A 13,448-nucleotide genomic window follows, 5' to 3' on the forward strand; every position below is an offset into this window, starting at 1 on the left:
ATACAAAAAGGGCTGCATATCGCAGCCCTTTAAGATAGGAAAGGTAACTCACGTAATAAGTAACGTGGATTAACGATCCCAGTATGTTTCTTCTAAGCTATCTTCGCGTTCTGGTAATGCGCGAGAAAGGCGAGGAGAGTGCTGTGTTAATACTTCGTAACTTACGCGGTTTGCGTACTTACAAATTTGAGACAGTGAAGAGTACGTTAGACACGCGTGCTCGTGTTTCTCCGAGTTTGGTACGTTAACGAAGTGGTAGCTGTTTGCTGCCATGTCGTGTAACAGAGCTGAAAGTGCGCCATCACCAGCACCGTTAGTGTTCTTAATCTCTAATGGACCACCAAGGTATGGGCCAATGTGAGAGTACACTTTTACCGGGTTTTCACAGTCTTGTTTGCGCATTGCACGGCTGAATTCGTACTTGTTGAACTCAGGGATATTACCTGGCAATAGTGGAAGCGTAGTTTCGCGTTTGGCTAGCTCGTCTGTGTAACCTGCCATGTAAAGGCCGATTGGACCAGCAGTACACAGTACTAGGTCAACCCACTCTAGAGCTTTGTTCGCTGCAAGAAGTGGATCTTTTTCGCCTGTTAACGCTTCACCTTCGTCTTCATTCATCGCAACGATGGTCACGTTCTCCTTCAGGTATTCTTGCCACCATTCCGCATTACCTTCGATCACGTATTTTGTACCAAGCGTAAGAACAACTGGCACGTTATGCGCTTTTGCATACTCAATCGCTTTTTGTACCGCTTTTGGCATTGGATCTTCAGGGTTACCACGCATTAGGTATGAAGACACGACAAGCGCTGATGCTTTCTCGAAGACTTTCTCAGGAATGCTTTCAGGAAGAAGCTGGTTCATGTGTCCTTCGTTGATAGCAAACGTACGCTCGCCATCTTCGGTGATTAGCGTGTAACAACGACCAATCGGACCATCAACAGTTTGTAGGTGGTTTAGGTTCATACGAGAAGAAGTACGGCATAGGTAACGGTAACCAAATGAGCCAACTTCAATTTTCTTAGACATTACGCCAAGCAGCACAGATTTGCTGTCTGCGAGTACGGAATAGTTGTGCAGTGTGTTGCCGATAGTATCGCCTGGGTATTGATGCGTGATCAAACCGCGCTCTACAAGCTCTTCATACAGCGCATCGGCTTTACTTTCTTCCAATACAAGTGAGTGACCTTTACTCAGCTCATATTTATCAAGGAACGCACTGTCAACACGAGCTTCGATATCAACAATGGTTTGACCTACACCAACAATCGTTGCGCGGTGCAGTTTAGGTGTTTGTTGAATTTGGTTTACCAACGGATCACGTGCGTGAGTTGGAAAGTAATGCTTAGATTTACGCTGTCCAGGAAACTTCATATGAAAAATACAGTGAAAAAATTTTGCCGCATGATATCACATTTTGTTTCTGTTTCTTTCATTTTTATTACATTTTGAATCACCTGCACAATGTCTGTACAGGTGATTCGTATTGATTATTCTGTTGGTACGAGTGTTGCTGGATCAACGTAAGCCGCTGTACCCCATAGAGGAACGGTCGATAGGCTGTGTTTGAAGCTGCCTTCGGTCTCTTTAGTGGTGTAAGACAAGTAGAGTAGCGACTGGTTTTCTGCATCGTAGATACGACGAACTTTCATGGTTTTGAAGAAAATACTTTTCGACTGCTTGAATACCACCTCGCCAGATTTACTCTTATCAATCTGCGCAATCATTTCAGGTGTGATTTCACCCGTTTGGCGGCAAGAAATAGAGCTATCACTTGGATCAGAAAGACTCAAGTTCGCTTCGATGGAAGCGATGTGACACGTTACACCAGGGATTTTGTCATCGTCTAAAGATGACATCTTAATATCCTTCATTGTGAAGAAACCTAAAGATACGTCACCAACCTCGTTGTCCGAACAACCTGCTAACATTGTCATGATACCGGCTGCTATTAAGGCTTTTTTCATAAGAAGTCCTTTTTATTTATATAGTTCTGTTTACTATAAGAAAATTGAAAGCTTGAATACGAGTGTAGAGCTTTTCGTTAAGTTCTTAAAGGATGTTGTTGGATAATGAAAAATATGAAGCATTTAAAGTACTTGTTGGCCTTAGTGATGCTCTGTATGCTCTCTGCATGTAGCTCGGCGCCTCAGCCGACCGTATGTCTGCCAAATAACTGTAATATTTGGGGATACTAACTGTAGGTACTAAAAGAATGAATAACGAAATACCTGAAATCGCATTAAAGAAGAATCAGTGGCTGTTTAGCCAGCTTGATATTGCTTACCCCGCGAAAGAAAGCCTTTTAGGTCTAGATATCTATAAGAATCAGCTTTCCCGCAAAACTTACCAACTTCTCCCGCAAGACCAAACGCCCTCACAAATTGACGAACTGCACAAAGTAGATTTTCACAAACTAACGGTTCTTTTCTCTCTAAACCAAGCTAGTGCTTATCAAGATGAAGCGGAAAGGGCGAACATCCTAGAATTCTTAAGCCAAATCATGCTGTCTGATGAACATGAGCTGTATGTAGGTACTAAGAGCGGTGATGTGGTGGCGAGTGCTATTGTAACGGCGAGTGACGATGAGCTGTTAATATCAGATATTGTTAACCAAGACGATCAAAATATTGTCGGGTTTGCTAAACAGTTACATGATTTTTGGGCTCAAGATCAAGATTCTACCTATAAAGTATTGTTCGAGAACTAATGACTCTTTGAGAAAGCGTTAATCTGAGTAGAATACACCGTCTTTTAAAAAGGGTTCGGTATGTACAAGCTATTGATCTCAATCGCTGTATTGTGTGTTAGCGCTCTTTCTCCTGTGATTTATGCTAATGGCTGGGATGTTAAACAAATCCTAGTTCTTCACTCCTACGAACCTTCCTACCAATGGACCGCGGATTTCCAAAAGGGCATCGATAGTGCGTTCAAACAATCTCAAAGCGAAGTTAAGCTCTCTATCGAGCACCTAGATACCAAGCGTATTCACAGCCAACAATACTATGACTCTCTAGTCGAATACTTCGAAGCCAAATATTCAGGTTATGAATTTGAGGGGGTTATTGTGACAGACGATAACGCTGCCAACTTCCTTGAATCATTGAGTTCTATTATTGACCGTTCGACGCCAGTAGTGGCAGTCGGTATCAATGATCTCAGCACCGACATGTATGCGGTGAGTGATAAAGCGACCGTGCTTTATGAGAATGATCATATTGATATTAATATCGAGCTTATTTCTCAACTACGCCCAAATATCAAGAACTTATACTTTGTAAATGATTACAGTGTCACGTCTCAGTTGATCCGTAAAGAAGTTCATAAAGTCATGGCGGGCTTCCCACAAATCAATTTAGTTGAAATCAATAATCAAACACTGGAGCAGTCCAGCCAATACCTGAAAAACATTTCTCCTGACGATGCCGTGCTAATCAGCCACTACAATACAGAGCTAACCCAAGGTGTTTACCACTCTTATACGGAAATTGCTGAGACGCTATCTAAGGCGAGTGCAGCACCCGTATTCGCTCTTTGGCAGTTTTATATTTTAGGGGACGTTCTAGGTGGCTATGTGAACCACTCACAAAGCATGGGGGAACAGGCTGTCGATGCTCTCGACAAATATGTACCACTGGGTTTTACAAGCTCTTTGGTCCCAGGTGATAACGTACGTTTCGTTTTCAACTACGACGCGATTCGGAAATACGGTTTAAGCGAAAGCGCGTTGCCTGAAGAGTCCGTGATTATCAACGAACCTTCCTCTTTTCTGCGTAAGAACTTTCAACTGCTTCTTGGTTTGACCATGGTCATTGCGGGTCTTAGTTTGATTATCGTGATGCAATTCATCACTTTACGCCAAAAGAAAGAGCTAGCGAAAAAGAACAAACGCATTCTGTCACTGCAAAAGCAAACTTTGAATGTCCAAAAAGAGATGATTCATGTACTAGGTGAGGCCATTGAGACACGTTCTGGCGAGACAGGCAATCATGTTAAACGCGTGGCTAAGTTGTCAGCATTGTTAGCCAAGCACAGCGGTTTGAGTCACCGCGAAGTCGAGATGATAGAGATCATCAGCCCAATGCACGATGTCGGTAAGATCTCGGTTCCAGAGTCTATTCTCGACAAACCGGGTAAGCTAACCGAGCAAGAGTGGGAGGTAATGAAGCTTCACACCACAGCGGGTTACAATTTGTTGAAGAGCGGTTCAGGTGATATTACTAACCTAGCGGCGATTATTGCCAATGAACACCATGAACGTTGGGACGGCGCCGGTTATCCAAATGGTAAGTCGGGTGAAGAAATCCACTTGTTTGCTCGTATTACTGCGGTCGCGGATGTATTTGATGCATTGCTGAGCGCGCGTTGTTACAAAGAGCCATGGTCGTTAGATATGGTTGTAGACTTATTTGAGCGAGAATGCGGCTATCAGTTTGATCCTAACCTGACTCAGTTACTTCTGAAGCATTTACCAGAGTTTGTCGCGATACGAGATGCCTATCCTGACACCGCAGCTTTTGAATATACCTTGAAGATAGAAGATAAATCCAAAGTCGAAGCAGAGTCGGCAGCCAGTTAATACTTCGTACAACGATTTTTGTATTCTAAGATTTATATTTTCTCCTATTAACTTCAGTTTTTTGTAAAGCTTTCAGGCATTGATACTGTGAGCCTGGTGATAATTTGCTGAAAACTGTTGCTTATGGCGACTCAGAAGGTGATCTGCTGCATATTTTGCGAAGAGAAATAAGCATGCATCCGTAAACTGTTACCTCAGTCATCCCTCACTTTGAAAGAACCCTATAGGATAAAACTTGGATTGAATCTGAGTGAGAGAACTATGCGGTTAGAACAGACTAAATGTGTGATATTTGATTGCGATGGCACGCTTATCGACAGTGAAAAGCTGTGCTGCCAAGCCTTAGTCAATGTCTTCAGCGAATTTGGGGCCAACCTAAACCTCAATGACTGCTACGCTCACTTTCAAGGCGGGAAGCTAGCAGATATTTTAATGGACACGCAGGCTCGTCTTGGTTTATCCATCTCCATTGATACACTTGAACCTTTATATCGCACTGAATTAGAAGCCTTGTTCCAACGTCACTTGAAACCGATGGATGGCGCTATCGAACTGATTGAATTCCTCAAACATCAAGACATCGAATTTTGTATTGCTTCTAATGCGCCGAAATCTAGAGTTGAATCTTCTCTCGCAATGACAGGTATGCTTGATGACTTTAAAGGGAAAGTGTTTTCGGCGTTTGATGCAAACAGCTGGAAACCAGAGCCAGACTTGATCATGTATACCGCAATGAATATGGGTTTTTTACCTAATGAGTGTATTTATGTTGACGATACCTTGAAAGGTATTGAAGCAGGTGTAAGAGCGGGTATTCAGTCGTTCAGATTAAGACCGAATGTAGATGAGACATTAAATTATGATCCAAAAGCCGACACAGCAGAGCTGGCGGCTCAGGATATCTATAGTTTGGAAGAAATTTCCGTTTGGATTAATGGCAAGCACTGCTCAAGTGGTGATAAACCGAGCTCTGCAGCTTTGGTGGGTTAGCGCCCAATTGAAGGCTGAGTACTTTACTAAATTGTTTTGTGTGAAATCCGCAGGATGCGCAAGTAAACTTCTCTCCACTTTCCGAGAGTAGATATTCGTCATGTTGGCATAAAGGGCACGTCACGTCTTCGGTGTTTGGTGCTTCTGTTTTATTCATTATGTGTCACCTGCAGCAAGAGGGTAAGCGAAAAAAGACCCGTATAGCTAGATTACTCCTAAGCTCGTTTATTAGACAGTTTTGCTCCCTTATATTCTCTCCTTTGCGACTTGCTTCATGGTAATGATAATCTCATCGTTAGTAACCGTGATAAATGTAATGACATCGGCGGATTTTATTAAAAAAGGACTCATAGCGAGTCCTTTTTGTTTGCTTTCAATTTTTCCTAGTTCAGAAGCTGGCGATTGTTATTTTCCAACGCTATGACGCTCATCTTCGTTAGTTTAAGTGCGATATCTCGCTAAAGTCTGAGATAAGGTAATCGATGCGTCTGTTAGCTTTGACACATCGTTCGATGAGTTTTGAGCGACTTCTTTTATTACATCGGATTGACTGCGAATGTCGTTGAGCTCCGCTGCGATGGTATTCGCTACGTTGCTTTGCTCATCAGCAGATGTGGCGATTTGAATACTCATGTCCATTAGCGCTTGTGCGGAGTCAGCAATTGAGTTTACGTCGTCCCCGATGTTTGAAATCAGCTGGCTACTGGTCTGCGCTTGATCGACGGTTTGCTCGGTAATCTTTGCAATGTTTTGGCTTTCTTGTTGTAAACGCTCAATCATAGCTTGGATCTCTACCGTTGCGGATTGAGTTCGGCTAGCCAGCGTTCTTACTTCATCAGCAACCACCGCGAAACCACGTCCTTGTTCGCCCGCACGAGCAGCTTCAATGGCTGCGTTCAATGCGAGTAGGTTTGTTTGCTCTGAGATAGCGTTGATTGTGGTTATCACTTCGTTTATTTGACTGGTGTTCACATTCAAGCTTGTCACAGAAGAAGAGGTTTGCTCGATCAAAGAAGAGAGGGTAGTTATTTCTGAAATTGCTTGTTGTACCTTCGCGTGGCTGTCGTTAATTTGTTGTGCGTCTTGCTCCGTCTGCTCGGTCGAACGTGCTGAAATGTTAGATACTTCGTTTGCAGAAGCTGTCATCTGGTCCATTGCTGTTGCAACAGAGTCTAGCGAAGCGTTTTGACTCATAATCTGTGTCTCGCTGCGTTTCATCTCAGTTTCAAAAGAAGAAGAGGTTTCGCTAAGCGTTGCGGCGCTTTGGTTAACGTTGTTTACCAGTTCGGTCAGAGTATCCATTGATCGGTCAAGTGCGCAGCCAATCGTTCCAAACTCATCGCGTCCTGGGTGGAAGCCGAGTCGAGAGGTTAAATCGCCATCTCCAATCTTTTGAGTTGTTGTATAAAGTACCCAAAGTGCGCCACCTAAGAAAGTAGCAACCCAGTAGCAGAAAAGACCGAAAGGGACACACCATAAAAGGCTGAGTAATAAAGTGTACAGTGCTTGCTGTTTTTGGTCTTGAGTATCGAAATTAGGAAGGGTAAGTGAATAGTATTTACCATCGGTACCGATTGCCGTTGCCGTAACAACGCCTTTATCTGAAATTGTTGTAGCTTGAGGGTTTGATTGTTGGGTAACGCCACTTACGCTAGTTGGGATATCTGAGGCTGATAAAATGCCTTGCAATTGGTATTCGGCTTGTTGTTTTGCACTAGTGTCAATTTGCTCCATTTTATTGACATAGTTGAGGCCAGATAAGCTTGCTACTGCAGCGAAAAAGATTAAGAAAATAACCCAAAACTTATCGTTGATAGACATTTTAATAAACAGTTTGTCTATCGTTCGAAATTGTACTTCTTTCATAAAAACTCCACGGTAAATCCTTTACCGTGGACTCTAAATAACCGACCTCAATAAAAATGTGACATCAATCGACTAATTGTGAAAATTAATGATAACAATATGTCATTTATGAGATCTCAATCAAGCATTTATATCCTGTATGAGTTTATTAGCCCAAAGACGGTAATAACCCTACTGATATAAGGATTTGAATTGCAATGATAAATACACCAATACTCCCTGCTAAAAACAACGCCTTGCTTCCACCTAGCACTCGGTAGGCTGCAGCGGTGTCTTGAGTGCTAATCGTGAAATCTGTGTAACGTACTTTGTAGACCATCACGGTAGGTAACAGAATCGCAAGCACTGAGAGTGCAATTGCTGCATAGCCTAACGCCATGATGAAACCTTGTGGGTAGAACAGTGCAAAGCCAAGTGGAGGCAAGAAAGTGATAATCGCAGTCTTAACACGTTTTGCACTGCCTAGCTTATTGCTTAACGAGTCGCCCATAAATTCAAATAGACCCAAGCTCACACCGATAAATGAAGTGAGAAGAGCGAGGTCGGCAAACACGCCTACGATGACGCTAAGGTTTGATTGATGCACCGTTTGCGACAATGAAACCAATAGGGCACCTAGACTAGTGTCAGAAAGTAATTGTTCTTGACTTACAACGCCTAAAGTAACGCCTTGCCAGAAAATGTAGATAACTAAAGGCAACGCAGAGCCGATAATCATTACTTTACGTAGCGAGCGTACATCGCCATCTAGGTATCTTACGATAGAAGGGATACTCCCGTGGAAGCCGAAAGACGTAAACACGACAGGAATAGCTGCAACGATCAGGCCTTGCTGTAAAGGCATGCTCAATAGGTATTGAGAAGTGATGTTTGGTGCTAGGAAGCTAAGTACCAGAACCATAGCGATCAGTTTCAAACCAAATAAAACGCGGTTTACTTTATCAACACTGTGTGTGCCAATGGTTACAACGCCCGCTACTAGCAGTGTGAAGAGTAAAGTCGTGACTTGGCCGTTCAGCTCAATACCCGCTATATCTGAAATACGCTGATTAAACTGTGCACCACCGCCCGCGATGTAAGCTGCGCATAGAGCATAAAACAGGAACATAACAGCGAAGCTCGCAATCCATTTCCCCTTAGTACCTAAAATCGTGTGAGCCAGTGTGTGTAGGGTCGCGTCGGACTCCACGAATTGGTGAAGCTCAACCATTAATAATGCTGTAAACGCCATTAATGCCCACAAACCAAGCATCAAGAAAAGTGAAGTTGAAAAGCCAATGCCTGCAGAAGCAAGAGGAAGAGCGAGCATGCCAGCACCAATCGTTGTGCCTGCAATGATCAAAGTACTACCGAAAACCTTTGATTTGTTCATTGTATATAATTCTTTACGTTAGAGTGTTTTTTCATTGTAATTCTTCTAGCTTAAGCGCATAAACCCAAAGAATATCTCGATTTTGAAGTATTCTGATTGAGTTTAATTCCAAATGCAACATCTAATGTAATCAAAAATATCCACTGTAAACTTATGTTTACGTTAATTTTGAATCTAGGCACTTAAAAGGGTGAAGCAAACGTTTGACCATGATCTGCTTCAAAATTTATAGAGTAATTTGTTGTACTTGGTGTAAGGTGGCAGTACATATGTCGTTTGCGTATACCCCTTTAGCGTAGATAAGCGCTGATGATCGCGAGTAGCTTCAAGCTATAAATATGGAATGGGTAGAGTAGAGTGCGTTCATCAAAGTGACATAATATAAGTCCAAGATGGTGCACTAGTTAATTGGACAACACGTCCACACCAAGGAATAGAGGGGGCACAATGAGTGACCAATCTTATAATGACGAAAGTCTTGAGCTGTTAGATGCTATGGAAATTGGCATTGATTTATCTGACTACGAACAGACAGTGAAACAGTTAGCAGAAGAGCTTTTTACATCTTCTAACTAACGTTTCATTTCAATTCTTATGCTGAGCAAATCTGATTCGCTCACTCGTCATACCAAAAGCTATCCTCATTAAAGTTCGCGAAGATAAACAAGTACGTTTACCATGTTACTTAGTTCTCGACACTTTAATGAGGTTCAATGAACTTTCTTGCACACCTTCATATCGCCAAACACTGTAAGAGCAACCTAGCAGGAAACTTGTTAGGTGATTTTGTGAAAGGCGACCCAAATAAACACTATTCAAATTCGCTGTCCGATGGAATTCGACTTCATCGCTTTGTAGACAGTTATACAGATAGGCACGACGTTTCTCGTTCAGCTAAATCACTCTTTTCAAATCAAACGAAACGCTTTGCGCCTATTGCACTCGATGTATTCTGGGACCACTGCTTAGCTAATCATTGGGCTCAGTTCTCGACACAATCACTTGAGCATTTTTGCTCCGACAGCCATCAGCAGATCTTTGAACACCAAGAGCCACATTGGCCTGAGCACTTCATTACTGTTCACCAAAAAATGGCTGAGCAGAGGTGGTTAGAGAGCTATCAAGAGATGTCATCCATAGAAATGGTGTTACAACGAATGGCGTCGAGAAGGCCAAAGCTCGGTCTGCTTAAAGCGTGCTATGCTGACTTAGAAATTCACTATGATACGTTGCAGTGTCACTTTAATGAGCTTTATCCCATGGTTTTGAAGGAAGCAAACGAGTTTAATGCACTCCAATTACAGAAAAATCAAAAGGAAAGGTAAACAGCGTAATGCAGGTTTGCTACAATCCGCGCCTATTTAATCTTTGAGCATCATACTATGTCTGAATCTACGAAATCTTTTAACCAACTAGGATTGTCTGAGCATCTACTTGCTACGCTATCAGAGCTTAATTTTACGGCTCCAACCAGTGTTCAAGAACAAGCGATTCCTTTGGTATTAGAGGGCAAAGATGTGCTGGCTGGTGCTCAAACGGGTACGGGTAAAACAGCGGCTTTTGGCTTGCCAATTATTCAAAAATTACTCGCAACCAAAGATAACGTTATTCCAAACCCTAAGTTAGTTCGTGCTCTGGTTTTAGTGCCAACGCGTGAGCTTGCACAACAGGTGTTTGATAACGTAACTAGCTACGCAAGGGGCACAGACCTCAAAGTGGTAGTGGCTTATGGTGGAGTGAGCATGAAGGTCCAAACCGATAACCTACGTGCAGGTGCCGATATCTTAGTTGCGACTCCGGGTCGTTTGATTGACCACATGTTCACTAAGAACATCATGTTGAGCCAAACAGAAGTATTAGTATTAGATGAAGCTGACCGCATGTTAGACATGGGTTTCATGCCCGACATCAAACGTATTCTTTCGCGTATGAATGAAGTGCGACAAACTCTGTTTTTCTCGGCAACGTTCGACAACAAAATCAAAGCCATTGCGCACCGCATGATGCAGTCACCAAGTGAAATTCAAGTGACTCCAACCAATAGCACTGCTGAGACGGTTAAACAGATGGTTTACCCAGTCGATAAGAAGCGCAAAAGCGAATTACTAGCGTACTTAATTGGTTCAAATAACTGGCAACAGGTATTGGTGTTTACTAAGACGAAGCAGGGCACAGATGCTTTGGTTAAAGAGCTTAAATTGGATGGGATTAAAGCGGCATCAATCAATGGTGATAAAAGCCAAGGTGCTCGCCAAAAAGCCCTCGACGATTTTAAATCAGGTAAAGTAAGAGCACTTATCGCAACCGATGTTGCTGCCCGTGGCATCGATATTCAGCAGCTTGAACAAGTGGTGAACTACGATATGCCTTACAAAGCGGAAGACTATGTGCACCGTATTGGTCGTACAGGCCGTGCGGGGAATAGTGGCCTTGCAATTTCTCTTATGAGCCACGATGAAGCGTACTTGCTGGGCGCAATTGAGCGACTACTCGATACACGTCTACCTCAAGAGTGGCTAAAGGGATTTGAACCTAGCCCCGAGCAAGATGTGTCACCTGAGCGAGGTGGTCGTAGTAAAAGCCGTTCAGCAGAAAAGCGAAAAATGAAAGCAAAGCTCAAGATTCACCAAAATCGCGGTAAGGCTCGCCGATAACCGGGCTTTCTGAACCTTTCCAATAAAAAACGCGCCGTTACATGAATGATGTAACGGCGCGTTTTTGTATCGTTCAAATTATTTTTGCCTGGAATTGATGTCAGTCGTGGTTGTGTTCAGGGTTACATTTCCACTCGCACGGCACTTCATAAATTAATTCTTCTAGAGTGCTCGGTTTAAGTACCCATTCTTCTTCAATAGCAAATTGATTAACCATTTGTTTATTGAACATCTGCCAGTGTTTCATTAGCGCTTCTTCAGCCGTTGCCTCCATATCACCTTCGTTCCAGGTACTTTCCATGAAGGGAGTTAGGCAGACTGCACCGTTCGCGAACATAATCATTTGCCATTTAATTTCATAAATATTGACGGCTTTTTCCGGATTCGCCTTGTTGTATTGGTCTGCAAGCATGTTTATCTCATACTCAAGATCGCCCACATTATCGATAAAGTAGTCAACGAGGTTGTCTTCTTGACGTACAGAATCTGAGAGAAGCTGCATTGGTCTTCGAGAATGAATCATGTTAGTAAACAGACGCATGGCAAACAAATAGATCGAAATATTCGGTGCAACACCTTTTGGTAGTTCCTGCATGATTTTACTGATGTAAGATTGAAAATACACATGTAAACAATCACTTATTGCATGCCAGATCTTTTCTTTACTACCGAAATGGTGGCGAATGAGGCTATGAGATACACCAGCTTTTTCGCTGATATTACGCAACGAAACACGTTCGTAACCAGAGTCACAGAACATCTCTGCAGCCACAGTCATTATTTGAAATCGAGTTTCTTCAGCGTCTTTTGCGCTTCTTCTACCTTGCTTCTTTTCAGTCATCTTCATTTCACACATTTATCCGATTACGACATTCTACACTGTTTTTACTGAAATAAAAAATACTGCACAGGTGGAAAGTAAAACTTGTGAATCTGCAATTTTCCAATATACTGCACACCTGTGTAGTAAATGATGATAATTAAATGGAGACGCAACATGCAATCCGAGGTGTCTATTCACGCCAAAACAAGTAAGCAGGTAGGTGCAGTGGTCGCCGCGCTGTTACTCGCAGGCTCTCTGGCCGGATGTAACAAGGTTCAGTCAGAAGAAAATGTACAGGTTATTAAGCCCGTAAAGTTATTTGAGATCCCCCAACAGACGGATGTTGATCTTGATAGCTTTATCGCAAAGGTCGACGCGACAGATCGTGCTGCGTTGTCATTCCAAGTGGGTGGCGATATCGAAGTTTTCGATGTTCGTATGGGACAAGAAGTTAAGAAAGGCCAAGTTTTAGCCGTGTTAGATGCAACGGATTACCGAATTGCGGTTGATGCTGCACAAGCGAAATTTGACCTTGCGAACAGTCAATACAAACAGGCTTCGGAGTTGTACTCGAAAAAGCTTGTGAGTACCGATTATTACGACCAAGCCCTTAACACTTTTACTGCCGCTGAAGTTGAGTTGGAGCAAGAAAAAACAAACCTTGGCTACACGAAATTAGTTGCTCCTTTCGATGGCGTAGTATCAATGGTATTTGGTAAGCAATATCAGCTAATTGCGGAGAAACAGCCAGTTCTAAACATTTTGAACAGCGGCGAAATGGATGTGACGTTCTCTATTCCAGTTTCAAAACTCGAAGACCGTTCGATTCAAGATCTAACAAGCTCAAACATGTGGGTTGTGATGGATAGCCACCGCGGCATTCGTATCCCAACTCGCTTTAAAGAAATATCAACTCAGCCCGACGAAGATACCAACAGCTACCAAGCGGTTGTGTCCATCGAAAAGCCACAAGATATCAACCTGCTTTCAGGAATGACGGCGCAAGTAGAAGTACAGAAAAACCGATCGGACTACGGTATCGGTATTGTTGATTCTGCTTGGCTAAGTAAAGAGGAAGGCCACGGTGAACTGTGGCGTTACAACCCAGATTCGCAATTGATTTCTAAGGTACAAGTCACTCTGAATAAACAAGGTAATGTGATT

General features: G+C 42.8%; 12 protein-coding genes. 7 read left to right on the forward strand and 5 right to left on the reverse strand.

Features of this window, described 5'->3' with window-relative positions; all coding sequences use genetic code 11:
• Positions 1-69: 69 nt before the first annotated feature.
• Positions 70-1,374, reverse strand: a complete 1,305-nt coding sequence (locus tag BCT81_RS18520; RefSeq protein WP_008216948.1) for an inosine/guanosine kinase — start codon at positions 1,372-1,374, stop codon at positions 70-72.
• 116 nt (positions 1,375-1,490) lie between these two features.
• On the reverse strand, positions 1,491-1,967 hold the full coding sequence (locus BCT81_RS18525; RefSeq protein ID WP_102425418.1) for a CreA family protein: 477 nt from the start codon (positions 1,965-1,967) through the stop codon (positions 1,491-1,493).
• 248 nt (positions 1,968-2,215) lie between these two features.
• On the opposite strand from BCT81_RS18525, the gene BCT81_RS18530 reads away from it, so the two are divergent.
• The 3 genes from BCT81_RS18530 to BCT81_RS18540 all read left to right on the forward strand — a co-directional run bounded on the left by BCT81_RS18530 (position 2,216) and on the right by BCT81_RS18540 (position 5,569).
• Complete coding sequence (locus BCT81_RS18530; protein ID WP_102425419.1) at positions 2,216-2,710, forward strand: hypothetical protein; 495 nt, start codon at positions 2,216-2,218, stop codon at positions 2,708-2,710.
• A gap of 60 nt (positions 2,711-2,770) precedes the next feature.
• On the forward strand, positions 2,771-4,579 hold the full coding sequence (locus tag BCT81_RS18535) for an HD domain-containing phosphohydrolase (RefSeq protein ID WP_102425420.1): 1,809 nt from the start codon (positions 2,771-2,773) through the stop codon (positions 4,577-4,579).
• Between the two features lie 261 nt (positions 4,580-4,840).
• Positions 4,841-5,569, forward strand: coding sequence for an HAD-IA family hydrolase (locus tag BCT81_RS18540; protein WP_102425421.1), 729 nt, complete (start codon positions 4,841-4,843; stop codon positions 5,567-5,569).
• A 441-nt stretch (positions 5,570-6,010) separates the two neighbouring features.
• Here BCT81_RS18540 and BCT81_RS18550 read toward each other — a convergent pair whose 3' ends face one another.
• Positions 6,011-7,435, reverse strand: coding sequence for a methyl-accepting chemotaxis protein (locus tag BCT81_RS18550; RefSeq protein WP_102425423.1), 1,425 nt, complete (start codon positions 7,433-7,435; stop codon positions 6,011-6,013).
• Positions 7,436-7,583: 148 nt separating this feature from the next.
• A complete protein-coding gene (locus BCT81_RS18555) occupies positions 7,584-8,807 on the reverse strand; it encodes an aromatic amino acid transport family protein (RefSeq protein ID WP_102425424.1) in 1,224 nt (407 codons plus the stop codon).
• Positions 8,808-9,254: 447 nt separating this feature from the next.
• On the opposite strand from BCT81_RS18555, the gene BCT81_RS29935 reads away from it, so the two are divergent.
• The 3 genes from BCT81_RS29935 to BCT81_RS18565 all read left to right on the forward strand — a co-directional run bounded on the left by BCT81_RS29935 (position 9,255) and on the right by BCT81_RS18565 (position 11,461).
• Complete coding sequence (locus BCT81_RS29935; RefSeq protein WP_008216938.1) at positions 9,255-9,383, forward strand: hypothetical protein; 129 nt, start codon at positions 9,255-9,257, stop codon at positions 9,381-9,383.
• A 137-nt stretch (positions 9,384-9,520) separates the two neighbouring features.
• On the forward strand, positions 9,521-10,132 hold the full coding sequence (locus tag BCT81_RS18560) for an ACP phosphodiesterase (protein WP_102425425.1): 612 nt from the start codon (positions 9,521-9,523) through the stop codon (positions 10,130-10,132).
• Between the two features lie 57 nt (positions 10,133-10,189).
• A complete protein-coding gene (locus BCT81_RS18565) occupies positions 10,190-11,461 on the forward strand; it encodes a DEAD/DEAH box helicase (protein WP_102425426.1) in 1,272 nt (423 codons plus the stop codon).
• Positions 11,462-11,561: 100 nt separating this feature from the next.
• On the opposite strand, the gene BCT81_RS18570 is transcribed toward BCT81_RS18565, so the two are convergent.
• Positions 11,562-12,308 (reverse strand): TetR/AcrR family transcriptional regulator, encoded by a 747-nt coding sequence (locus BCT81_RS18570; protein ID WP_102425427.1) that lies wholly within the window; start codon positions 12,306-12,308, stop codon positions 11,562-11,564.
• Between the two features lie 150 nt (positions 12,309-12,458).
• Here BCT81_RS18570 and BCT81_RS18575 point away from each other — a divergent pair.
• Positions 12,459-13,448, forward strand: a 990-nt coding sequence (locus tag BCT81_RS18575; protein WP_102425428.1) for an efflux RND transporter periplasmic adaptor subunit, incomplete at its 3' end; no start/stop codon positions are given.

Source organism: Vibrio sp. 10N.261.52.A1 (assembly GCF_002876325.1).
Taxonomy (GTDB): domain Bacteria; phylum Pseudomonadota; class Gammaproteobacteria; order Enterobacterales; family Vibrionaceae; genus Vibrio; species Vibrio chagasii.